This window comes from Desulfocicer niacini (genome assembly GCF_054657595.1).
Genome location: NZ_BAAHYK010000028.1, coordinates 35,539 through 59,259 on the forward strand (window position 1 = coordinate 35,539; position 23,721 = coordinate 59,259).

Here is a 23,721-nt window from a genome sequence, read left to right on the forward strand (position 1 = left end):
GGATTTCCCTTTTTTATCCTTAGATACTTCACCGGGCGACTTTTTCCATAAAGTATATGCCCGCTCTGTACAGGTAGGTCTTCTGACTTCCGGATCAATCTACCGGCCGCACCTTCCCAACCAAATGGTCAGTGGCATTTTGCAGCTTTCGTCCCCGGTCACAGCGGTGGGCCCGTCCACGATTTTAACGTGGTTCCCTGTTATGGATTTCACAAGAATAAAACTACCCATTTGTACAGTAAAGATCCTTTAATTGCAGGTGTCTTTAATTAAATTTGGATAGATTGTTTTCTATGAACTCCCTTATGCTTTACTTCAGCACCTGTACAGCGAGATATATTACTCCAGCTGGCTTTAATGTCAAGCAAATATTAAAGTCAAATATCGTATCTTTTTAATTGATCTTTGCGCAACATCATAATGGGTATACGGCAATAAATCTGTTGACTATTGAGAAAAAGAGTGGTTAAAGTTTCTGTCAAAATTGTCTGGGTGCTTTGTAAAAAGCATAGGGAAATCCAAATAGTGACCTTCCATGACGGCGTGGTAGACTTTTTTTGATTTCCCAACAGGGAACCCCGTGAAAATCGGGGACGGGCCCGCCGCTGTAATCCTTTTTCTCTTGACATTTAAAGGGAAAATCACTTCGGCATTTTATGCCACTGCTTTGTGCTTTTTAAACGTTTTTTTTGCATTGTCCTGCACTTTGGGGATATGAAAACGGATGAAAGGCCTGGTGGGAAGGCTGCTGAAGAGGACGGAAAGTCAGAAGACCTGCCCAGGCAAGATGCGTTTTTTCCCGTGGACAGAGAAACTGCGCAATGATCCCTCCGGATAAAAATGGGACATCCTGGATCGTTATTATTGTTACGGTTCGGGGTGTTGCCTGTCTTTGTTGTTTTTCCATCGCCCCTATGGTTGATACCTGGTAATGGTGTCAACGAATGCCTTGTGCATCGCCACCATCAATCACCGTACATGTTGTTTGTTGTCCGTTAAAGAAACAGGCGTTTATAAAAAAACAGGAGTTTAAAGGAGCGTAAAGATGAAACAAAGGACAAAAGGAGCAGGCAGCAAAAAAGGCATTGGTTATACTATAACTGTACTTTTTGCAATGATCTGCATGGGCAGCACGGGATTTGCCATGGATCTGGGTGAAATCAATCCGGGTAAAATTGATCTGTCCGGTTGCATTGAGGTTGAAGTTGGTTTTGAGGATAACGGGGTGGATGATGAAGATAGCAGCGATATTTCTCTTGCCACGGCGGAAGTGGGATTGGAAGCAGCCCCCACAGATTGGTTGACTGGATTTGTGCTTTTTTCCTGGGATGACGATGCCGAAGAGATGATCTTTGATGAGGCCCATGTTAAGCTGGGTGATTCTGACAGCATACCTTATTATATTCAGGTTGGCAAATTGTACGTTCCCTTTGGTATATATGAAACTAATATGATTTCAGATCCCATGACCCAGGATCTGGGAGAAACCGCAGACACAGCGATTCAAGTGGGTATCAACATGGGCGGTGTCAGTGCTGCTGCATATACATTTAACGGTGACATCGATGAAATTGATGAAGATGACGATATCAGCTGTTTTGGTGCTTCCCTTGCCTATGAATATGAATCCGAAGCCTTTACCCTGGCTGCCGGTGCGGACTGGATAAACAATATCTTTGAATCCGGTGGACTCAGTGAAGTGGCAGACGATCATGCAGGACTCGTTGAGTATGTGGATGGTTACTCCCTCCATGCACTTGCATGCATGGGGCCTGTCTCTTTTATGGCAGAGTATGTTGCTGCAGGTGATGATGCTGATTTTGGCGACGGTACCGCAATAGATGCCCCTGCAGTCTGGGCCCTTGAGCTGGGATATGCCGTTGATCTGGCCGGAAAAGAAACCATCTTTGCCCTGGCATATCAGGCATCTGAAGATGCTGTGGATATTTTGCCTGAATCCAAAATTCTTTGTTCCGTGGGCATGGCTTTCAACGATTATTTTTCCGCTGCAGTGGAGTACGCAAGCGCAGAGGATTATGACACTTCCGATGGTGGAAGCGGTGAAGATGTTGATAGTCTGACCTTTCAACTGGCCCTTGAGTTTTAAGTAGCTAATTTACGGATCTGCTTGACAGCCCGTTTCTGATTTATTATAGAAAGAAAAATTTTGTCTGAAGACAAAAAAATCGTATATCGTATATTGGGTTTTACGATTTAATGAAATTTCCGGATTAACAGGAAGCTTGGGGTTTTTAAGCCAAGTAACGGATAAGGCTGGACAGTCTGTCCGTAGCCTTTTTATATGAAAAAGTAGGTCGTTTTAACATTCTTTTATGCCTCGTTGTGGGCAAGGCCGGTGAGAATGTGGCCCGCCCGTGGCGGTTATATATAAAAAAAAATTAACCATGAAGGTTCAGCCGTTTACTGTATGCCGAATCTTTGTGGTTTTTTTTTGGCATGCTGCTTAATACCATTGAGATGGAAACAATTAATAGGAGCCTGCTGTATGGACAGACTGAAAAATCAGATTCAAAGATACTGGAATTGGAGAAGTGCGAGCTACAAAATGGACCGGGCCAAGTCAATCGAGACAGTTAGCGACTGGAAGTCCACCATCAACGACCTGGTGAGCCATGTGCGAGGAGAAGGGCTTAAAGCGCTTGATGTTGGTACAGGTCCCGGTCAGTTGGCATTTTATCTTGCCCAGGCGGGCTTTGAAGTCACCGGGATTGATATTTCCCCTGGCATGATTGAGCGTGCCAGGCGGCAAGCTGACAAAATGAGGCTTTGTATTGATTTTCAGACAGGGGACGCAGAGAATCTCCCATTTGGAGATGATGCCTTTGATGTGGTCGTTACCAGGAACCTTATGTGGACCCTTCCTGATCCGGAAACGGCCATACAGGAATGGTATCGGGTGTTGAAACCGGGGGGACGTATCATTATTTCCGACGGGTACTGGCGTAATATCACCTGGTCCCGAATTCATCACCTGGTTTTAAACACGGTAAAAGGATTCTTTAAGACCCGCAGCCTGATTTCATACCGTTTTTTTTCTTATTATGCCGGCCTGATCCGCTCCCTTCCTCTTTATGAGGGGGTAACCCTTAAAGATGCGGGTCGTCTGATGCAAAAAGCCGGATTCAATCAAATTTCCCCCTGTGATACTCGTCACTATTTCAGGGTTAATCCCTATGGGGTTACTAAAAAATTATCCCCCATTTTTTTTATTGTGTGTGGAAATAAATGATTGTGTTTATTCATGACGCTTGAATAAGGAAAAAAAGATGAAAATAATAAAAAATATATTGTGTGTAGTTGTGGTTTTCATTTCTCTTTGTCTGTATTCTCCGGGCTGGGCTTTGGATGAAACGAATCGGGCATTTGAATCGAAACTTTTAGAATCTGGTAAAAGTGTTGAGCTTGAGACAATGACGGTTATCGCCACGAAAACCCCAAAGCTCCACTGGATTCACCTGCCTCGGTGTCAGTTATTTACGAAAACGAAATTTCAGCCTTTAACTCGGAACATCCCTTCAAACCCCTGTTCCGAACAGAGGGGATTTACCCCCGTCAATACAGGGGGCTGGCCGATTACTGGTCCCGCCCGATGATCCGGGGGAACAGGGCTCTTGTCATGGTTGACGGACTCAACTGGTACGATTACGGCCAGTACTATCACACAGGGGCCATTCCCATGAATGATGTGGAAAAAATTGAGGTGGTCCGGGGGCCTTTTTCCGCCCTTTACGGAACTCTTGCTCAGACCGGTGTCATCAACTATATTACCAAAATTCCTTATGACACGGAGGCCGAGGCTTCTTTTACCTATGGGGAAGACAATACCCAGTATTACAGCGCACGTATTGCAGACCGTCCCTTTGCCACCCCGGATGATTCCAATCATCTTTCCTGGGCAGATAAAACCCTTGGAGACAAGTTTTTTTATTCCATGAGTTTTAAGTACCGGACCACGGACGGTTATGAGACCAACCCTTACTATAAGACGCTGTCAACTCCGGTTTCCGGAACATTGGATTCCTCTATTCCCATTGCCACAAACGTACCTTTTGATACCAATCCCCAGACCGGGGCAACCCGGTATATTGTCGGAACCCAAGGGGATAACTGGTATGAGGATTACGGAGGCTTTTTAAAAACCGGGTATGAAATTTCCGATGATTCCAAAATTTGGTACAGCTTTAACATCAGCCAGTTTGAGTATGGATGGAAGGGCGGAGGAAGCTGTCTCACCGATGCCGACGAGAACGCCATTATATCCGGCGATGTTTACATCCAGGATGGTTCGGATTATTATCTGACCAGTTTGAGTGGGACCACATTTACAGCAACCTCCTATCAAAAAGAGTCCTATGTACACACCCTTCATTATGACTATTCCGTGCCGGACCAGGTAGATGTCAACACCCTTGTGGGATACAACGACAAAGAAACCCAGTCTCATTCGGTTTCCGGTGCCTACACCAAGGTGGAAGACAACGATCTTTTTCAGGCAGATCTTTCCGCCACATTTCACATGATGGATAACCAGTTCCTTTTGACCATGGGTACCCAGGGGGTAAAAGAGACGGCCACCGTCACCAAATACAACTTGTCCAGCCCCAGTGATTCGGACAGCTGGGCTTCCGTTGCAACGCGGGATTCCGGAGAAAGCCTGACCTGGGGCACCTTTGTTCAGGCAGAATACACACCCATTGAATCCACTACCCTGTATCTGGGGGGGCGTTATGACCATTGGTGGGCTAAGGATACGGAGTATTCCGACATTAACGGAAACCATGCGAACGGCGAGGATGTGGATGACGGGCAGTTCAGCCCCAAAGCCTCTTTGGTTTACCGGCTGATGGAAAACGGTATACTGCGTGCATCTTACGGGAAATCATTTACCGCTCCTTCCCTGTATTACAGGATCGCAAGTTATAGTTATACCATTGGGGGAGAAACGACGTATGCCGCAGGTAATCCGGATTTGGACCCCACCACCAATACCTCATGGGAAGTTGGCACGGAGTGGGAACTTCTCAACAGAAAGCTGCGGCTCAAGGCCACCTATTTCCAGAATGATTATGACGATCTTATTGTAAATGCCTCAAAAGATTACATTGTTGATGGCCAATCGGTCAGCATAAAGAAACGGATCAATGCACAATCAGCTGAAGTCAACGGCATTGAAACCGCCATTGAAGCCAGCCTGCCCTGGCATATGAAAGGAGGTATCCACTATACCCATCACTGGTCCGAGTATACCAAGACGGATCCGTCCGTCAATCAAGACGGCTGGGAGGTGACTGAGGTACCCACGGACATATTCAATTTCTGGGTGGGATATTTTACCGATTTTCTGGATGTCTCTGCTAACTTAAGATATTCTGATAGTGTCTATGATGATCAGCGGGATCCCTATGCCAGCTCCGTATTCAATGACTACACAGACTCCGTTGTCGTGGATGCTCAGATAACGGCCCGGCCCAGTAAGAAAGTATCCCTTACTCTGTCCGTGGACAACCTGTTGGATGAAGAATATTATGAATACTACAAGATGCCCGGTCGAACCGTAATGGGCACGATCTCCGTGTCCCTGTAATGTGGACAGCATGAAACGTTTAAATATAAAACCTTTCCCTGCCCGGACGGGCCTTTTTTATCAGGTCTGGCCTGGCCGGGCCGTTTTTTTCTGCCTGATTCTGTGTCTTGCGGCATCTATAGCGCTTGCCGCAGATCCGCTTATCATTGCCAAGCCCTTTGGCCCGTCGGGCACGGTGCTGGACCCGGCCAAGGCTTCAAACGGATGGTATGCCAGTGAATCAGGCATTACAGAGACTTTGTTTGTTATAGATGTCAATATGCAGCTTCAGCCTTGGTTGGCCAGTGGTTTTCAGAACATTTCCCCTTTGATTTGGGAGATCCAAATTCGGGATAATGTTTTTTTGCATAATCATGAGCCCCTGATCGCCCTGGGGGTTAAGCAATCATTGGAACGGCTCATTGATGAAAGAAGTGCCGGTTTTAACAAGCGGATTCAGGGGTTGCTGGACATCGAATCCATGGAGGTGACCGGGGCGCATACTCTGGTGGTGAAGACCTATCATCCCAATGCTGCCTTTTTGTACAATTTAACCTCCCCGGAGACCGGGATTGTTGATATGGCCGGAGATCGTTTTGCCGCCACAGGTCCTTTTCAGCTGGAAAAAATCGTGCCCAATGAAAAGACCGTTGTGGCAGCTTTCCCGGAATATTGGGGTGGTAAACCGAAACTGGCCCGGGCCGAGCTCTTTGTCATTAAAAATCCAGTATCCCGGATGCTGGCTTTTGAATCAGGCAAGATCGACATTTGTACTAACTTCCCGGAACGGGATGCCGTTAGATTGATGGCAAAAAAGGGCAGAAGCAGGATTCAAACCCTTTCCACGGCCCGGCTCTGTTTCTTTTTTGTACGGGTCAAGGACGGCCCTCTGGCTGATCCCCTGATTCGCAATGCCCTCAATTTTGCCATTGATCGGGAGCAGATTCTGACATCGGTGCTGGGCGGTGTTGGCGGGACCATGGCCACCTCTGTTTTTCCTGCCATTCTCCCCTGGTGCAATACCCGGCTTGTCCCCCATGGTCATGACCTTGAAAAGGCAGTTGCCCTGCTTGAAAAGGCCGGGGCTCTGGATCGTGATCGGGACGGTATCCGGGAAAAAGATGGGAAACCGCTTTGTCTTGAAATGTGGACCTATGAAACCCGGGCCGCTTTAAAACCCACCCTGGAGCTGATCAAGTCCCAGCTGCTCAGGGTGGGCATAGATGCCCGCATCCGGGTGACCAAAAAAGGCTCGCCCATTAATCAGGCCATGAGGCAAGGGCGGGTTCACTTGAATCTCCAGATGTGGAACAGCGCCCCCCAGGGAGATCCGGATGCCTTTTTGTCGGATTTGTTTGTTACAGGGGCTCGGTCCAACTTCATGGGGTATTCCAATCCGGAGCTTGATAAGCTGATCCGTAAGGCCAGAGCCTGCTTTGATGCGGCTGAACGGGTCCGGATGTATAACCGGATTCAGGAGATCATTTATAAAGAGAACCCTGTGATCGTTCTTTTTCATAAATCCATGGTCACGGCCTTGTCAGACCGTGTCAGGAACTATCAGATACATCCGGCAGAAAAGTATCTGCTGACTCAAAAGATATCTGTTCAATGATCAGGTTTGATGCCCCGTTTTGATGTTGAAACAATTGGCATACTTCATTTGTACTTTACACTTTCAAGAGCAATGTCCCCATTTTGAGGAAAAGTTTTCAAAACATGTGTAAACAACTTTTGGGGCCATATGAAAGATGTTAAAAAATTTAAACAGCGGGAGACAGGAATCGTATTGATGAATCATGGAGATTTGCCGGACGGGGAAATCCTTCGGGTCAACCGTCTCAGAGTGGCGATTCGGGAGAAGATTTCAGAGGTGGTGCTGCTCCAGGATGTGAATTTTTCCCTTGTCAGGGGGGAGATCCACGGGCTTGTGGGGGAATCCGGATGCGGCAAAAGCCTTTTTGCCCGGACCTTGGTACGGCTTGAAGCTCCTGCATATATTCTGTCCGGCTCCATTTCAGTGGACGGTTATGAGGTGGCGGACCGTGCGTTATCCTCCCCTGGTTCCTTCCGGGGAAAAAAGATTTCCCTGGTGCTCCAGCACCCCTACACCGCCATGGATCCGGTGTTTACCTTGGCAAGCCAGTTCAAAGATGCCCTTTCCATTATGCCCGGGCCGGAAAGGTCCATGGAGAGGGTTTATACCCTCCTGGAAAAAGTGGGGATTTCATCGCCGGCATCCCGGTGTCGCCAGTACCCCCACGAGTGGAGCCTGGGCATGCTCCAGCGGGCCCAGCTGGTCATGGCCCTGTTGGCAGATCCCCGGATTTTGATCCTGGACGAGGTAACCTCGTCACTGGATCCTACTATGGCGCTGCTGATCGTTGAGCTGGTCTTACAAGTGCGGCAGGATTGCCATACCTCCTTTATTCTCATTACCCATGACCTTGCCATGGCGGCCCATGTCTGCGATCGGATATCGGTGATGCACCAGGGCACCATTGTGGAAACCAGGGGTGTTGAAGATCTTTTTAAACACCCGGAACATCCCTACACTGCGGACATTGTCTCCAATTCCGGCATCAGAGGGGACGATTTATGCCTGATCCGCTGATGATCATCCAGGATTTGGGGATTTCCTTCAGGGGACGGTTGGGAGTTTTAAGGCACAGCAGGCGATTCTGGGGAGTGAAAAATGTACGCTTGAATCTGGAAAAAGAGGATACCTTTTGCCTCATCGGAGAAAGCGGATCGGGCAAGAGCACGTTGGCCCTGGCCTTGGCCGGACTTCAGCCTTTTCACCAGGGCGGCTTGGTATTCAAAGGGGAAGAAATTCGCAGTCCCAATGATGCGGTACACAGGACCGTAAGACAAAAAATGCAGATGGTTTTTCAGGATCCTGTCCAGGCTCTGAATCCCTTTAGATCATTGGGACAATCTTTGGAAGAACCTTTGGCCGCCAGGGGGGTAAAATCCGACCAACGGCGGAAATTTCTCGAACCTCTCATCCGGGAAATCGGTTTGAACGACAGTCTGTTGCAACGCTTTCCCTCCCAGGTGTCAGGGGGACAGAAACAGCGGGTCTGCATTGCCCGGGCGTTGTCCACTCGGCCTGAACTGCTGATCCTGGACGAACCGCTCACGGCCCTGGACGGTTTGATAAAGACCCGGATCATTCGGTTGCTTGGCCGGATAAAGGAACAATATCCCATGGCCTGCTTTATAATCACCCATGACATGGACCTGGTGAGGGCCATGGCCGATAAGGTGGGGGTTATCTATTTGGGGCGGATACTGGAGACCATGTCAGGGGCTTCCTTTTTCAGTGCGCCTGCCCATCCCTATACCCGGGCACTTTTATCCACATCATTTACCCCGGGTATATGGAAGGGAGAACGGATTCTGCTTAAAGGGGAGGCGCCTTCTGTGCGGGATCTTCCCCAGGGTTGCGTTTTTCATACGCGATGTCCTGAGGCTTCAGCGATTTGTAAAAAACAGATGCCCGGGCCTGTTCGGCTTTCTGAAGATCATACGGTGTGGTGTCATCTTTGGGGCTGATGGAAACCGCCATGGGATGAAGGGCAAATTAAAAACAGAATACAAGCCAGGGTGAAATCATGATAGGTTATGCGTTGCAAAAGATATTGGGGCTGATTCTGGTACTGGTGGGGGCTTCGTTTCTCACCTATGCCATGATCCTGGTGGCTCCGGGAGATGCGGCCCGGGAGATAGCCATTGCCCGGTACGGAGGGGAGAGCCAGCTGGACCAGGCCACAGTGGAGTGGATTCGTGAAAAAGAAGGCCTGGATCAGCCGTTTATCACCCAGTATGCCCGCTGGTTTTCCCATGTGATATGCCTGGATTTAGGATACTCTCTGGTGGAAGAAACAGATGTGGCTGATCTGATCTGTCAGCGGTTTTCCAAGACCGTTGAACTGGCTTTGGCAGCCATTTTCATCGCCCTTGCAGTGGCCTTGCCTTTGGGGATTGTGTCGGGCCTTGGGCATGGTACATGGCTGGACTCAGTGTCGGTGTCCCTGTCCGTTTTAGGGCTTTCCATTCCCAATTTTTGGCTGGGACTTTTACTGATTACCCTTTTTTCCGTTAAACTGCAATGGCTGCCAAGTTTCGGAACCGGCGGATGGCAGCATCTCATCATGCCGGCCATCACACTGGGAACGGCCATCACCGCCTATATAGCCCGCTTGCTGAGATCCGCCGTGATCCAGGGTTTGTCTTCGGACCATATCCTGGCACTGAGGGCCAGGGGCACGGATTCTTCCATGGTGCTGGGCAAGCATCTGATGAAAAACACGTTGATTCCAATGGTTACCATTGTTGGGCTGGAGTTCGGCCTGATCCTGGAAGGGGCAGTGATGACCGAGGTGGTCTTCTCTTGGCCAGGCCTGGGAAGTCTGATGGTGGATGCCATCAGTAACCGGGATTATCCTCTGATCCAGGGCATTGTTCTTTTCACCGGAGGACTTTTTGTGCTGGTTAATTTCGGGGTGGATTTGATTTGCAGTGCACTGGACCCGAGGATTCGTCTGATATGAGTTTTTTTCATCGAAAAATAGAGTGTCTGAATGTTCTCGTGGGGGTGGTGACATTTTTTAACAGGGTTCCCAAAAGTCTCTTGGCTGTGTGGCTTCTGCTTTTCCTGGTGATGGTAGGATCGTTGCTTGCCCCCAATGATCCCCTTACCACAAATCCGTCTGTGGGGCTTTGTTCGCCCTGCCTCCGGTTTCCCATGGGGTGTGATTCCCTGGGAAGATGTCTGTTATCCCGTATTTTATGGGGGGCCAGAAGTTCCATCGGAATCGGCCTTGCAGCCGTTGCCGTATCCGCATTTTTGGGCATGGTTGTGGGGCTTGTATCCGGTTATTGCGGAGGATGGGTGGACGAGCTTTTCATGCGCATCACCGATATATTTTTGGCTTTTCCCGAGATGGTGGCGGCCATTGCCTTGGCCGGTGTGATGGGGCCGGGAAACATTAACCTGATTTTTGCCATCAGCTGTGTATCCTGGACCAAATATGCTCGGATGGTCCGAGGTGTCTCTCTGACCACCCGGGAAGCGCTGTATGTGAAATCGGCTCGCCTGTCCGGGGTTTCCTCTTTTATGATCATTGTCCGTCATATTCTGCCGGCGGCCAGACCTGCCATGATGGTCCTTGCCACGGTGGGGACGGCCAAGGGAATTTTGTCCGTGTCTGCCCTGGGGTTTCTGGGATTCGGGGTTCAGCCCCCTGATCCGGAATGGGGCTCCCTGCTCATGGAGGGGAAAGACTACCTTTTCACAGCCCCTCATCTTTCCATTTTTCCCGGACTTTGCATCATGGTAGCGGTCATGATGTTCAATCTTGCAGGGGATAAGATTGACGCACTCCATAAAAGATAAATTCAAAAAAAGGCATCATTCATATGCTCCATAAAAATGAGCATTGTTTAAAGCAAAAAAGGGAGAGGAGAACAAAATCTCCTCTCCCATGGCTGAAGGGCGATTAGTGGTAGTCGTGGGTGCCCAGGATCACATCAATGCCGAATTTGCCTTTGAGCATTTCTGCCTTTTCTTCCGGGGTGCTATAAGGGCAGTCGGGCTTGGCATTGGCCATGCAGGACGACAGATAAATTTTGTCCGGTTTGAGCTCGGAAAGTTTCATGGTCATGCCCGTGTTGGGCACCAAGGTGCGCCCGGGACATTCGCATTTGACAAAGCCGACCACCTGGGACTTTGATTCAAATTTGCCATCGCCAAGGGCAGCGGCCTTGAGGCATCTCCACTCGCCGGGACATCCGTATCCGGCATCCATGTACGCGCCACATCCAACTACGATAACCTTTTCCATATTTTCTCCTCTCGTTGAATTGTTGATTATGAGCTTTTGCTCGCAATCATTAGGTATCAATCTCGACCGGATTATTCAACAGGAAAGTTTATTATTTTTATAGCCGGGGTGGAGCTTATACCCTCATTCGGCCTTGCAATGCTTGCGGGCCATGGGCCGACGAATTCGCGTGTGACCAGTTGGCAGTTGTGTCCAATTTTGCCAAGACCTGCCCAGGTTGCAGATGTTTTTTGGGGGAAAGCTTCCTTGATTTTCATTTTATCTGTTTATGATTCCCCATATCCTCATAGGCTTCCGCCATAAAACGGGGGGTGCAGAAGGCAAGAAAAATAAGTTCTGTTTGTATAGTGATGTGTTAATTTTTTGAAAAACATCGCAGATTCAAATGCGTGTTTCTTTTCCTGTTCAAAAACATATGGTAAGGTTCCTTACCATGAAAATCTTTCATATTTTAAGGCAAATGCCGAATTTTACAGAATCTGGAAAAACACTTCAAGCCATTATTGAACCAGGCAGAAATTTTTTGTCCAGTACTTTGTACTTTATAGTAATTTTTGTACAGGAAAAAATGAAAATAGTATTATGTCCCCCCTCATAAGGATAATAACATATGACAATAAAAACAGGTAAAGGGTTAAGCCGCGAACAGTTACTGAGCTGCCTGGATTTTGGGAAAGCTTTGACGTCGGAGCTGGAACCGAATCTTCTTTTGAAACAAATTATGGACAAAATTTCCAAGCTCTTTCCTTCCGAAATCTGGTCGCTTCTGATTTTGGATGAAGCTACCGAGACATTGCGGTTTGAATTGACCATTGATCTTGATTTTGAACAAATAAAAGATATCCGGCTGAGGCTTGGCCAGGGTGCGGCTGGGTATTGTGCGTTGAAACAGGAATTGCTCGTTTTGGAGGATGTCAGGGAATGTGATTTTTTTCATGATAAAGTCGATGAGTTAACCGGTTATTGTACAAAATCCCTTGTTTGCGTACCCATCGTATTTGCTGGACGAACGTTGGGGGTTTTGGAAATGGTTAATCCCAAGGCTGTGGATGAGGTGAGCCTTGAACTGCTGATCCTGCTTTCAGACTATCTGGCCATCGGGATGGAGAACAGCCGGCGCTACAGAGAACTGCATGAAATGTCCATCCGGGACAGTTTGACCGGTCTTTACAATCAGAGATATCTCTATCGTTCCCTGGATAAACTCGTCCGGAAATGTGATGGGCATAAGGGCTGTTTTTCTCTTATTTTCATGGACATTGATAATTTCAAGAGGGTTGTTGACGGGGAAGGGCATTTAAATGGCAGCCGGACCCTGCGGGAAGCGGGGGAAAAGATTCGGGGGTGTCTTGTGGAGGATGCCTTTGCCGTGGCCTATGGCGGGGATGAGTTCGTGGTGGTGCTGCCGAATACCGATAACGTTCAGGCTGCTGAAATTGCACGCAAGATTCGAGATTCCATAAAGGCTGCCACCTTTTTGACCAGCTGGGGCCGTAATATCCGGGTGACGGCCAGTCTTGGTGTGGCGACTTTTCCAGATAATGCGTCTGATATCAAAGGGTTGATTGCATTGGCTGATCTGGCAATGTTCAGAGTTAAGAATACCGGAAAGGACCAAGTCGGCTTGTCAGAATAGGTTTTGGTTTTTTTCAATGGGCATCCGGATTCATAATCCTGGCGTGGAAGTTAGCATTATCCGAATTCTACAACAGATACTGCTGCCAATTTTTTTTACTATTATAAAATATTTGATAAGATTCCTTACTATGAAAATTCTCCATATTTTAAGTCAGATGCCGGATTTCACAGGGTCCGGTAAAACCCTTCAGGCCATTATTAAACAGGCCGGGGCCAGAGGGCATGAAAATGTTATGGTTGCCGGAATTCAGAATGAGTTTCAACCGGATCCATCTCTACTCCCTTTGGATCAAACTTTTTTTGTCAAATTCAGCAGTGCTGACCTTGATTTTCCCCTGCCTGGCATGAGCGATGTCATGCCATATAAAAGCACGGTCTTTTCCTGCATGGATTCCGGGGCGCTTGCACAATATGAAAGGGGCTTCAGGAATAAAATTCAACTGGCAAAGGAACGATTCGTCCCGGATATCGTTCATACCCACCATCTTTGGATCGTTTCAAAGATTGCTCGGGAGGTTTTTGCCGATACCCCCATGGTAACCTCATGCCATGGTACTTGTCTGCGGCAGTTTGACCTGTGCCCGGAAATCGGGTTAAAAATAACCGGCGCGGTGAGAAAAATAGACAAGATACTCTGCCTGAGTAACCACCAGAAGGCCCAGGTTCAGGAGATTCACGGTGTTGGACCTGGAAAAATCAAAGTGGTTGGTGCGGGGTTTGATGAATCCCGGTTTTTTTTCAGCCCCGAATCCCATACCAAAATCGACAAAGGGCCTGTTGAAATTGTTTATGCTGGGAAATTGAGCCGTGCCAAGGGGGTTCCCTGGCTGCTCAAATCCCTCCAAAGGATTACAGAGTCCAACTTCCGCCTTCATCTGGCTGGATCTGGAAGCGGCATGGAAAAAGATGAATGCGTGGCCCTGGCAAAATCCATGGGGGAGCGGGTTGTTATACACGGGGGGTTATCCCATGATAAGCTTGCCGACCTGATGAGAAAATCGCATCTTTTTGTTTTGCCATCGTTTTTTGAAGGGCTCCCTCTGGTGATCATGGAAGCCCTGGCCTCGGGATGTCGTATTCTGACCACAGCACTTCCGGGCACCAGGGAAATTTTAAGGGATGTTCAATCAAACATGGTGAATTTAATGGAATTGCCACCACTTAAGAGCGTGGATACCCCCTTTGAAAGGGATATGCCGTTATTGGAACAGAGATTGTCGGAGGCTCTTGAACTCAGCATCGGAAAGATCCTGGCCAACAGACAACCGGACACAAAATTGGCGCAAAAAATTATAAAAGCTTATACCTGGGAAAAGGTATTTTCAAGAATGGAAAGCGTATATAAAGAACTCTTAAGTGCTTAGTTTTCGGATTGATCAACCCAACCATCCTGGATCAGAGATTCAGAAGAAAACGCCTTGGCGGAGGGTTGATATAGACCAGAATAATGACGGCATCCCCTGCCTGAATCCATTCCAGCTTCTTATTCTTCATCCGGACAACGGCAGCACTTGTACTCCATAGATCCTCTTGCCGTGATATGTTTACTCCGTTAGGGAGCATTTGCGTCATGATTTCCCTGTTGGCCTGGCAGGCCAAGTGCCTTAATGGATAATGATTTTGGCGGAAAACGGAACCGGCGGTTTGTGCTGCGACCTCACCGCCGGTTTTGCCCAGTAAATATTCGGCTTGCTCATGTAACTGTTTGGTCCGTGGCTCATATTCGCCTGTTTGAGGCTGCGTAGCATACTAATGCTATGTGAGCAGACCAAAACAGGTGAAGATGGGGGTGATGACCGAATATATACTTTTTATGAAATTTTACTTTTTAGCTTGCAAGCTCAGCATTGATTTTTTTCATCCAGTCCGGGACTTGGAGATTTTCTTTTTTCATATAATTGATGTTGTAGGGCTTGATATCAATCACCGGAGTCTGATCAACGGCCTCAAAACCTTTGACAATTAATTTGTTTTTTTCCCGTCGGACCAGTTCAACGGCAGATACCAGAACCGGGTTGGGGCGGGCAGGGCTGCAGGTGGCAAAAATACCCTGCAGGGGAATGTCTTTTCTTCCCATGGGATGCACTTGTTGAAGGTTTCGTCGTTCCGAATCAATGAGGTGAGGCCAGTACAGCACCAGAATATGTGAAAATTCCTCTATTCCTTTGAGAAGTTGGTGCCATGGCTCAAATATCAGAATATCACTCAGGGTTGTCTCAATTTCTTTTTGCTGTTTTTTAAGTTCTTCCATTGAAGCTTTAAGTGTGAGATTGTCCTTTGTAGCCCCTAAGCTTGGCGTTTTAAGGGGACTTTTAACAAAACCCACGGGTTTAAGATTCATTTCAGGCCAGTTGTATTGCTCTTGATGCATGATTTTTTTCCTTTTTTTCCTATATAGTTGAGTCAAGATCTCCAACTCAGGGCCAGCAGTGCCTGATCAAATTCAAGGCACTTTGCTAACACGAAAACGGGGATGATTGGTGCCGAAATTTACATCGGGCAGGGCCTCCCATGTTTATTGGATTGACCAGGACAGCCGGTTCAACCGATCAGAAGGATCAAGACCCGCCACCCAGCTGTTGTCATTTTTATACGGCACGTTTGATTTTTCCGCTCCACAGCTGCGACTATTTTTCCCTTCAGCAGAAGACTTCGCTGTTCCGATACCCAGCGTTTGCGTTCCTTGGACGATCAGTTCTTTTACCGTCTTTGAGGGCATTTCATATTTTTTAAATTGGGGCCTTGACTATCCTCATTCACAGGATCTATCCGTTTTAATATCTTGTCGAAGTCGCTTTGAAGTCCGGTGTTGGCATTTATCAGGTTGTGAAAAAAAAGGCTGTTTTAAAGTGCCATAACCGCCTATAATACGAAGGGCTGTGGTGACCCAGCAAAGCAGTGAAAAAGAAATGGCCAGCCCGGGAAAATTGTCCGGGAAACAACAGAAAAGAATAAAAAGAATCAGGGTCTCGGTTCCCTCGGTGATCCCTTCCATGTAATGCATGGACTTGTGCGGATAAACAACACTGGTGATGTCGTTTTTGGCTGCCATGACGGAAAAGGCAAGAAAACTGCTGGCTGTTCCCATGAATGAAAAGAGAAGCAGGGCTGCCGCCAGGGCATTCTGGTTTGAATCTGCCAGGGCAAATCCCGTCACCACCCCTGCATAAAAGATAAAATCCAGGGTGATGTCCAGAAACCCCCCGGCATCGGTGGGACTGCTCATGCGGGCCAGGGAACCATCCAGGCCGTCCAGAACCCGGTTAAGCAGAATCATCACAAGGGCCGGGACGTAATGGCGGTGCCAGATCAGGGGCAGGGCACTTATGCCAACAATGAAACCTGCCACTGTTACCTGATCAGCTGTTATTTTGCGACGATTCAGGTGGCCTGCCAGGGACTTCAGTACAGGGCTTACAATCGTCGTGGACCATGGGTCAAGCATGTTACAATATCCTCATAGGCATCCGAAATTTTTGGGGTGTTGGACAACTCCGTAATGTAGCAGTTTTCAGATATATGGAACTCATTGCTGAGATCCTGTTGTATGATTGCTTCGTTCATCAGTTCTTTCTTTCATTTGCTGCGACAGATTAACACCCGTCAGCTGAATCCCTGGTTCCGCTTGGGACCTGTCAGCAACTGTATCAATAGGATTTAGGATTTGCAACCCTTGCAGAAGGATGGCGGTATAAAATGGCTTGTTTATGTAAACAGATTGCAGGCAATGATATGGAACTGTCAGAAACCTGTATTGGCAATCTCTGGATATTCAAGGATCTTGCTCCGGAAGACATTGAAGCACTTTCCCGGAAAGCGTTTAGAAAAAAAATGACAAAGGGGCAGACCCTGTTTCTGCAGGGTGATCCGGCCGACGAAGTATTTCTGATCAAGGCAGGGCGTATCAAGCTGACCAAAGTTCTTGAAGATGGTACTGAAATGATGCTTGATATACGCAAGGCGGGCAATTTTGTCGGAGAGAACATGTTTTCTGAAGAGGGGCAATACCCTGTCAGTGCCGTTTGCCTTGAGGATACCCTGACATGTGGTTTTACCCGGAGCCAATTTGAAAAATTGGTACTCAAGCACCCCGGCGTCGGTCTTCAGGTCATTAAAACCCTCAGTGAACGGATTGCCTGGCTTACCACTCGTGTGGGCAACCTTGGGGTTGCAAACATTGAGGATCGCCTCTATCAGGTGCTGAGCAACGTTGCAAAAGAGCATGGGGCGCAAAGTCCAAAAGGGGTAATGATTCAGTTTCCGTTGACCCACGAGGATCTCAGTTTTTTAACAGGTGCTCACAGGGTTACCATTACCCGGGCCATGAAGGCGCTTAAAGAAGCTGGAAAAATTATTCTTGAAGGAAGACGATTGATCCTGCCCTCCTTGAAAATCGCTTAATCCTTACGATTGTTTGTAATCTTGTTTAAAAAAATTGCCATTGTAGCCATTGCTACAGTAAATTTACCGCAAAACACATATAACGACCATGGCAGGACTTTTTACCAGTAAATATTCGGCCAGTAACGCATTTGTGCCTATTTGGGCCTGCTCATATAGCATTAGTATGTTACGCAGCCCCATACAGGCGAATATAGGGCACTGGCCAAACAGAGTTACAGTAGCAAGCCGGATATTTACTTCTGCCCCAGCAAAAAATGAAAAATCAGGGTGTGATCAACCAGGTTGCAAGGTACCAAGTAGCCAAAACCCATCACCTGCTTTCTCATATAAAAAGAGATTACAGCGTTTATAAATTCATGAATATCAACATAAGGAGAATAGGATATGCAACCTCAAATTTTAGGAATTTCAGGTAGCCCCATAAAAAACAGTAACACAGACCGGCTGGTTAAAGCGGTTCTTGACAGCAGTGGTCTGCGATCAGAATTTGTGAAACTGAGTAAAATGAATATAAGACCCTGCATCGCATGCCTTGGATGCAAAAAGGACAACATCTGCAAGGTCAACGATGATTTCCCGGAACTGGCGGAAAAGGTGAAAAAGGCAGACGCCATTGTTGTGGGTGGATATGCCCCCTATGGTTCTGTTGACGGGTTTACCAAGGCATTTCTTGAAAGATTATTTTCTTTCAGGCATCAAAATGGTCTTAACCGGGGAAGACTTGCTGTTGTTGTCGCCTCCGGAATTGGCAGGGGAGCACCGGGTCTTGAAGAAACAAGCAAACAGATTGAACATGCATTGACGGTGGAGGGAATGGAGATTCTGGGTACCCTCAAGATTACCGGAAATCCAGAGTGCCTGGTCTGCGGCTATGGTGAGACCTGTCCCATGAGTGCCCTTCCCTGGGTTTTTGGAGACGACATCACCGTTACACCGGATAAGTTCTGTAAAGTTGAGAATCAGTCTGATGTGTGGGATACGGCCAGAGAATTAGGTCTGGAAATTGCCAGGAAAATCAAAAATCGTGTATTAATGTAAAATAGTGAAGGAGGGGGCAGGCTGACCCCGTTCTCGCATAATTGGCCAGCAAAAACGTGAACATCGAGTTTAAAGCAGATTTTAAACTCCTCCCCAAAGAGTCCCCCCTTCTGAATCTCTGATTCAGGAGGGGGTTGTTCATTTGGATTCAAGACTCAGGGCTTCTCTTGACGGGTTTTAGGGAGTCAGAGCAAATCAATTTACCTGCAAACCCAACTGAAAAATCGATATATCTAAGTCTCAAAAATATAAGTGGTAAATTGAAATCTTCTGACTCACTTACATAATTTCCTTTCGCTTCCTACAGGGTCAAACACTACTAAAGTCATTATTTAAGGACGTCAACTTATGGGTATATTTAAAAAAATTTTTGGCATTTGTGACACAAAACAACCTGCTAACCCGGATTCATGGAATTTTACAGAACCGATACTTGCCATTGACCTGGACCGGACACCGGAACTTGCCATCATTGGGGGGGCTGTACGCCTTGAGGGCAATGGGCTTTTACATCGGATTTTCGTGATCCGCGATGAAAACAATACTTTTCATGCATTTGAAAACAAATGTACACACATGGGTCGTCGTCTGAATCCGGGAGATAAACCGGGATCAGTCAAATGCTGCAGTGTGTCAGGATCTGTGTTTGATTTCTCAGGCAATCCTGTGGGCGGAGCTGCCAAACGCTCGCTAAAAACCTTTCCGATTCAACATAAAGATAATCACCTGGAGATTCATCTTGGATAACCCATACCACCGGAGGGATATGAACAAAATTAAATCACCCATGGGATATCGATATGCAGTAACATGCCTTGTCCCCATTCTTTGGGCAAAGGGCCTTTATGTTCGCCGGGTAACCCCAAGGCTTCCTGAACCCACCGGAGATCGTTGTGGCGTCAAAGGAAATGGGGAATCACTGCGCCTGCTCATAACAGGGGATTCGGCCGCCGCCGGGGTTGGTGCCGACAGCCAATCATCTGCGCTTTCCGGGCAACTTGTTTCCGCACTGGCACCTCACTTTCTTTTATCATGGGGTCTGATAGCCCGAACTGGATGCAAAATTTATGATGTAATAAAGCATCTTGAGTCAGCAGATCAGGAAAAATTTGACATGGCCGTTGTCTCGGTTGGTGTAAATGACGTAACCGGTGGTACCTCATGAAGACAATGGCAGGCCCTCCTTGATAATCTGTGTAATCTCTTAATGCTAAAATTTGGGGTGAAACATATTTTGCTGTTAAGCGTTCCTCCCATGCATTCATTTCCAGCGTTATTTTATTTAATATCTGCTGAATTGAACCGATTTTTTTTGGGTGGTTGAGTCAAGTATTTTTTTGCAGAACCTACAACTACTACACTCTTTTTCGCAATTTGCCAATGTGTCGACATCGTGCTTTGAAATCTTCTTGTTATCCACAAAAAAATGATCCGCCATCCACTTCATGGCGTCCAGGAGATCCAGGAGGTTCCCCTCATAGGATTTCTGAATATAAGCTGTGACAGTGTTTTGAAGAAAGTCTGTGCCAAGGGTACGGCCCGAAATTTTGATGGTATCAACCAGGTGGGAATAGTCGTCGATATCCTCCGGCCTGATGAACGGTGATTTGAACAGGCGCTCTGGATTGTTGAACAGTACTTTCATGCACCCCCACTCCCGGTTAATCTCATACCCCCGTTCCCGGACAAGCCCAGTGTTTGTTAACGAAATTTGGGCATCGTGGGCCGGCTTAAACGGGCAATGGTAGAGACATCCCTCGTTGGCGAGAAGTTCAAGTCTTAGACCTGGATACGCCTTCTTCAGTTGGGTCACAAGGACTTCAAGGGCTTTGGGGTTCCGGTTCAACGACCTGTCCAGAACAAGTTTTGACGGACGTTTGAATGCAGATTGATCAACGAGTTCCAGGTAGGCCCGGGCCTTGTCCATGGAGTCTATCATGCAGTTGATGCCAGGGACCGCCTCAAGTTTCCCAAGGAGGTCTCCGCCATGGCTTGAGAGGGCATTGAGAAGATAGGCATCACAAAAGATGATTCCGTCAAGGCTGGAGTGCTCCATAAGTATCTCAAGATTTTCCATGAGTCCGGTCAGAAACAGGGGGGCAAAGTAGAGATCGGGGGCCATGAACCGTGAGTTTAACAGGCAGTAGAGATGGGGAACCAAAAGCCCATTGAGCTGTTCGGCAAGCCTTTCCGTGGCAACCTGCTTGAACCTGATCCTTGAATCGAGCACATGCCCCTGGTGGAGTCCAAAGTAAACCGAATCGATCCGATCCCTGTGACGCCGTATAAAAAGGGCGTATGCCTTGTCCGGGATATAGGGAATGTCAAATTTCATAACAGGCTCCTGTATTGATTAACGATCCTGGGTGGGGCCGTGCATGGGGAATTGGCCAGATATTTACATTGCCGACCCGAATGTTTAGCCATTTGTATGTCCATTATATTGTGATCAACTTCTCGTCATCTTTTAGTATTTGAGTTAAAGTGAGGCCATGATAAATTACTTCAATATCAATATGTGAAAACGCCTCTATTCCTTTGAGCAGTTGGTGCCATGGCTCAAATATCAGGATATCATTCAGGGTTGTCTCAATTTACTTTTGCTGTTTTTTAAGTTCTTCCATTGAAGCTTTAAGCGTGAGATTGTCTTTTGTAGCCCCTAAGCTTTGCGTTTTAAGGGGACTTTTAACAAAACCTACGGGTTTAAGATTCATTTCAGGTCAGCCGGTTCAACCGATCAGAAGGATCAGACCCGCCACCCAGCTGTTGTCATTTTTATACGGCAATTTTGATTTTTCCGCTTTTTGGCCCGACCATCCGGAAGACAGCATTAATTGGGTGACATCGATGCCAAAGCCCGACATGGATGGTCGAGCCGATTCCATGTGACGGCAGGGTTTGTTTTCTGTCACTACACAGCAGCTTTCCTGGTCCTCACAAAATAAATCTTTACATGATCCCCCTGCAAATGCTTTTGATTTTTTAAAACCTGTCGCTCTGGCTTTCTGCTCCACAGCTGCGACTATTTGGTGAAGCAATCGCATTACTCCTTTTCGTTCATCGGAAAACATGATCGACGTGGGTAATTCTATTTTTACGACAATGGAATATTGACTTTGGCTCTGCCATTCTCTGAATTCTGCAGGGCCTTCCACATGGGGAGGGCAGCTTGAGGAGCGACCATAATTCGGGCAGGTATACTCTCCGTTACACAGCTTCGCCAGATTTTCTTTTACCAGAATTTCTTTGGAGGATATGGCGGTGCAGGCACTTGCCCCAAGTTTGATGGCTTCTTGTTGCAAGTGCTCCCATGGCTGTTTTGATATCGGGTTTAGTTTTGTTTTTGTATCCAAAATACGTTTGATTCCTTTGCGGCTTAAATGAGTTAGACTTTCTGCTGGGCCATGATGTTACGCATTCAAAATCCTGGGCTTGGTCATGACCTGACCCCATCCCTATGTGGCCCATGTTGTGACCAAGCCCAAAATGCTCAATGTTGTGAGTTAATGTCAAGCAAATATTAACGTCAAATTTTCAACAGTTATGGATTCTGAAAAGGGCAAGTTTTTTTACGACCTGTTCCTTACCAGAATTTTTTTGGAGGATATGACGGAGCAGGCATTTGTCCAGTTTTTATGATTGACATTTAAGATTTTACAAACTATTAACTATCACTGATCAGGTGCAGGAAGCTGCATAATAGGGAATCCGGTTTAAATCCGGAACGGGCCCGCCGCTGTGATTGGGGACGAACACTGCATAATGTCACTGTCCATATGATGGACGGGAAGGCGCAGTCAGTAGATTGATCCAAGAGTCAGAAGACCTACCTGGACAACCATAGGGATGCTGCGTACGGCAATGCCGGCACCTGTTTGATTCTGAGGATAGAAAAAGGGACAGCCTTGGATCGTTTTTTATAAACGATTCAGGGCTTTTTTTGTTTTGGGCCTCTTTAAATAAGCATCAATGGAGTGACTGGCAAATATTAACAAAGGTATGTTACTGATTTCAATGCGTTTTGGCACAACTGCTGAAGATACAAATATGGAGGTAAAATGAAAAAGGCTCTTTTTGTTTTTTTATGTTGTTTTTTACTTACACTATTTTGTGGGTGCTCGCAGGATATAACCTCTGAAAGTAAACTCAAAAAAAATGAAGATGCCGGTTTTATGAGTATCGGTAGTTTCTCCATAACCCGGTTTGATAATGGCATTAGTAGAGTGAGGGATGGTGCCGGAAGACAGATGACGCTTGTACCACGGGGTATGCCGGTGCCCGATGGCGTTGATTCAGCTGAACTTGTTAGAACACCTGTCAAAAGGGTTGTTGCCTATGGGGCCTTTGATATTGCCATTTTAAAGGCTTTGGGCGTGCTTGAGGATAGTCTGGTGGGGGTTTTGATCAAAAAAGAAGACTGGACGATTCCCGAAGTGGTGCAGGGTATGGAGGACAACAAGATTACCTATCTGGGGGATTATAATGCCCTTGATTTCGAACGACTACGAAAGCTTAACCCGGAACTGGTGCTGACATGGGACATGTCCATTATCCCGATGATGGCGGAGATGAAGGTGCCGGTTGCCGTTACCACCACACCAACGGCCATGTGTTTATCTGCCAGGATGAAGTTTGTTCGATTCCTGGCTCCGTTCTTCAATAAGGAAAAGGAGGCGGATGCTTATTTTAATAAGGTTTCAGGGGCATTGGATCAGATCCGTATGGATACGGCCAATGCCGGGGTTAAACCCAAGGTAATGTGGGGGGATATTTACGAGAAAAGAGTGCTTGTGGAACCGGGAAACGCATGGGTGGGACAGCTTGTGGAGTTGGCATTAAGCGATTACCAGTTTGAGGATGTATTTGGTAAATCCTGTATTGAAATTTCCCTTGAGCGTTTTTTGTATTCAGGTCAGGATGCGGATATCTTTTTTACCTATCGCACACCGGACAGCGGTGCCACATCAAAGGCGTCTCTTGCCAGGGCCAATCCGCTGCTGGCCAATATTAAGCCGCTAAAAACCGGGCGGGTCTACTCTCCGTTACCCCACTATAAACACTCCGGTGATAAACTGGATGAGATATTAATCGATATTGCGGCTATCCTTCATCCGGAAAGCTATCCTGGATACAAGATTCAATATTTCAGGCTGTTACCTGAGAATGATCCGATTGCCTATTCCAAATAGACACACAAAAAAGGAATGC

At 47.2% G+C, this 23,721-nt stretch carries 21 protein-coding genes and 3 riboswitches; of the genes, 15 read left to right on the forward strand and 6 right to left on the reverse strand.

The genetic code is table 11. The annotated features are described in order from the left end of the window. Positions 1–55: 55 nt before the first annotated feature. A riboswitch (cobalamin riboswitch) is annotated at positions 56–246 on the reverse strand. A gap of 281 nt (positions 247–527) precedes the next feature. Next, positions 528–796, forward strand: a riboswitch (cobalamin riboswitch). 249 nt (positions 797–1,045) lie between these two features. From ACYQ2M_RS15595 to ACYQ2M_RS15630, 8 genes are all read left to right on the forward strand, one after another. After that, positions 1,046–2,107 carry an LbtU family siderophore porin gene (locus tag ACYQ2M_RS15595; RefSeq protein WP_459917288.1) on the forward strand — a complete coding sequence of 354 codons (1,062 nt, stop codon included), beginning with the start codon at positions 1,046–1,048 and terminating at the stop codon, positions 2,105–2,107. 399 nt (positions 2,108–2,506) lie between these two features. Next, positions 2,507–3,250, forward strand: a complete 744-nt coding sequence (locus ACYQ2M_RS15600; protein ID WP_459917289.1) for a class I SAM-dependent methyltransferase — start codon at positions 2,507–2,509, stop codon at positions 3,248–3,250. A gap of 234 nt (positions 3,251–3,484) precedes the next feature. Next, on the forward strand, positions 3,485–5,605 hold the full coding sequence (locus ACYQ2M_RS15605; RefSeq protein WP_459917290.1) for a TonB-dependent receptor: 2,121 nt from the start codon (positions 3,485–3,487) through the stop codon (positions 5,603–5,605). A gap of 10 nt (positions 5,606–5,615) precedes the next feature. Then, a complete protein-coding gene (locus ACYQ2M_RS15610) occupies positions 5,616–7,199 on the forward strand; it encodes an ABC transporter substrate-binding protein (RefSeq protein ID WP_459917291.1) in 1,584 nt (527 codons plus the stop codon). 129 nt (positions 7,200–7,328) lie between these two features. Next, positions 7,329–8,198: an ATP-binding cassette domain-containing protein gene (locus ACYQ2M_RS15615; protein WP_459917292.1), complete on the forward strand. Its 870-nt coding sequence runs from the start codon at positions 7,329–7,331 to the stop codon at positions 8,196–8,198. Next, entirely contained in the window at positions 8,183–9,142 is a 960-nt protein-coding gene (locus tag ACYQ2M_RS15620) for an ABC transporter ATP-binding protein (protein ID WP_459917293.1), read from the forward strand. Before ACYQ2M_RS15615 ends, ACYQ2M_RS15620 begins: the two co-directional genes overlap by 16 nt. 59 nt (positions 9,143–9,201) lie before the next feature. Beyond that, on the forward strand, positions 9,202–10,140 hold the full coding sequence (locus ACYQ2M_RS15625) for an ABC transporter permease (RefSeq protein ID WP_459917294.1): 939 nt from the start codon (positions 9,202–9,204) through the stop codon (positions 10,138–10,140). Continuing rightward, on the forward strand, positions 10,137–10,985 hold the full coding sequence (locus tag ACYQ2M_RS15630) for an ABC transporter permease (RefSeq protein ID WP_459917295.1): 849 nt from the start codon (positions 10,137–10,139) through the stop codon (positions 10,983–10,985). Before ACYQ2M_RS15625 ends, ACYQ2M_RS15630 begins: the two co-directional genes overlap by 4 nt. Before the next feature lie 103 nt (positions 10,986–11,088). Here ACYQ2M_RS15630 and ACYQ2M_RS15635 read toward each other — a convergent pair whose 3' ends face one another. Then, positions 11,089–11,433 (reverse strand): CGGC domain-containing protein, encoded by a 345-nt coding sequence (locus ACYQ2M_RS15635; protein WP_459917296.1) that lies wholly within the window; start codon positions 11,431–11,433, stop codon positions 11,089–11,091. A 610-nt stretch (positions 11,434–12,043) separates the two neighbouring features. Here ACYQ2M_RS15635 and ACYQ2M_RS15640 point away from each other — a divergent pair. Together ACYQ2M_RS15640 and ACYQ2M_RS15645 are read left to right on the forward strand one after the other, a co-directional pair. Further along, a complete protein-coding gene (locus ACYQ2M_RS15640) occupies positions 12,044–13,069 on the forward strand; it encodes a sensor domain-containing diguanylate cyclase (RefSeq protein ID WP_459917297.1) in 1,026 nt (341 codons plus the stop codon). A 130-nt stretch (positions 13,070–13,199) separates the two neighbouring features. Then, complete coding sequence (locus ACYQ2M_RS15645; protein WP_459917298.1) at positions 13,200–14,435, forward strand: glycosyltransferase family 4 protein; 1,236 nt, start codon at positions 13,200–13,202, stop codon at positions 14,433–14,435. 31 nt (positions 14,436–14,466) lie between these two features. Here ACYQ2M_RS15645 and ACYQ2M_RS15650 read toward each other — a convergent pair whose 3' ends face one another. The 3 genes from ACYQ2M_RS15650 to ACYQ2M_RS15660 form a co-directional block, all read right to left on the reverse strand. Further along, positions 14,467–14,643 (reverse strand): hypothetical protein, encoded by a 177-nt coding sequence (locus tag ACYQ2M_RS15650; RefSeq protein ID WP_459917299.1) that lies wholly within the window; start codon positions 14,641–14,643, stop codon positions 14,467–14,469. Between the two features lie 256 nt (positions 14,644–14,899). After that, positions 14,900–15,442, reverse strand: coding sequence for a tRNA (N6-threonylcarbamoyladenosine(37)-N6)-methyltransferase TrmO (gene tsaA, locus ACYQ2M_RS15655; protein ID WP_459917300.1), 543 nt, complete (start codon positions 15,440–15,442; stop codon positions 14,900–14,902). A gap of 381 nt (positions 15,443–15,823) precedes the next feature. Continuing rightward, the gene (locus ACYQ2M_RS15660; protein WP_459917301.1) at positions 15,824–16,516 is read right to left on the reverse strand and encodes a CDP-alcohol phosphatidyltransferase family protein; all 693 of its coding nucleotides are present in this window, start codon (positions 16,514–16,516) and stop codon (positions 15,824–15,826) included. Between the two features lie 251 nt (positions 16,517–16,767). On the opposite strand from ACYQ2M_RS15660, the gene ACYQ2M_RS15665 reads away from it, so the two are divergent. The 4 genes from ACYQ2M_RS15665 (at position 16,768) to ACYQ2M_RS15680 (ending at position 19,678) form a co-directional block, all read left to right on the forward strand. Then, positions 16,768–17,472 (forward strand): Crp/Fnr family transcriptional regulator, encoded by a 705-nt coding sequence (locus tag ACYQ2M_RS15665; RefSeq protein ID WP_459917302.1) that lies wholly within the window; start codon positions 16,768–16,770, stop codon positions 17,470–17,472. 387 nt (positions 17,473–17,859) lie between these two features. Beyond that, positions 17,860–18,513, forward strand: a complete 654-nt coding sequence (locus ACYQ2M_RS15670; protein ID WP_459917303.1) for a flavodoxin family protein — start codon at positions 17,860–17,862, stop codon at positions 18,511–18,513. A gap of 348 nt (positions 18,514–18,861) precedes the next feature. Beyond that, a complete protein-coding gene (locus tag ACYQ2M_RS15675; RefSeq protein WP_459917304.1) occupies positions 18,862–19,260 on the forward strand; it encodes a Rieske (2Fe-2S) protein in 399 nt (132 codons plus the stop codon). A 19-nt stretch (positions 19,261–19,279) separates the two neighbouring features. Further along, complete coding sequence (locus ACYQ2M_RS15680; RefSeq protein WP_459917305.1) at positions 19,280–19,678, forward strand: SGNH/GDSL hydrolase family protein; 399 nt, start codon at positions 19,280–19,282, stop codon at positions 19,676–19,678. 117 nt (positions 19,679–19,795) lie between these two features. Here ACYQ2M_RS15680 and ACYQ2M_RS15685 read toward each other — a convergent pair whose 3' ends face one another. Both ACYQ2M_RS15685 and ACYQ2M_RS15690 read right to left on the reverse strand, forming a co-directional pair. Next, positions 19,796–20,848 carry a hypothetical protein gene (locus ACYQ2M_RS15685; RefSeq protein WP_459917306.1) on the reverse strand — a complete coding sequence of 351 codons (1,053 nt, stop codon included), beginning with the start codon at positions 20,846–20,848 and terminating at the stop codon, positions 19,796–19,798. A 394-nt stretch (positions 20,849–21,242) separates the two neighbouring features. After that, on the reverse strand, positions 21,243–21,866 hold the full coding sequence (locus ACYQ2M_RS15690) for a DUF2284 domain-containing protein (RefSeq protein WP_459917307.1): 624 nt from the start codon (positions 21,864–21,866) through the stop codon (positions 21,243–21,245). A gap of 310 nt (positions 21,867–22,176) precedes the next feature. Beyond that, positions 22,177–22,361: riboswitch (cobalamin riboswitch) on the forward strand. 399 nt (positions 22,362–22,760) lie between these two features. Between ACYQ2M_RS15690 and ACYQ2M_RS15695 the strand changes: the two genes are divergently transcribed. Then, positions 22,761–23,702, forward strand: coding sequence for an ABC transporter substrate-binding protein (locus ACYQ2M_RS15695; RefSeq protein WP_459917308.1), 942 nt, complete (start codon positions 22,761–22,763; stop codon positions 23,700–23,702). The last annotated feature ends 19 nt before the right edge of the window (positions 23,703–23,721 follow it).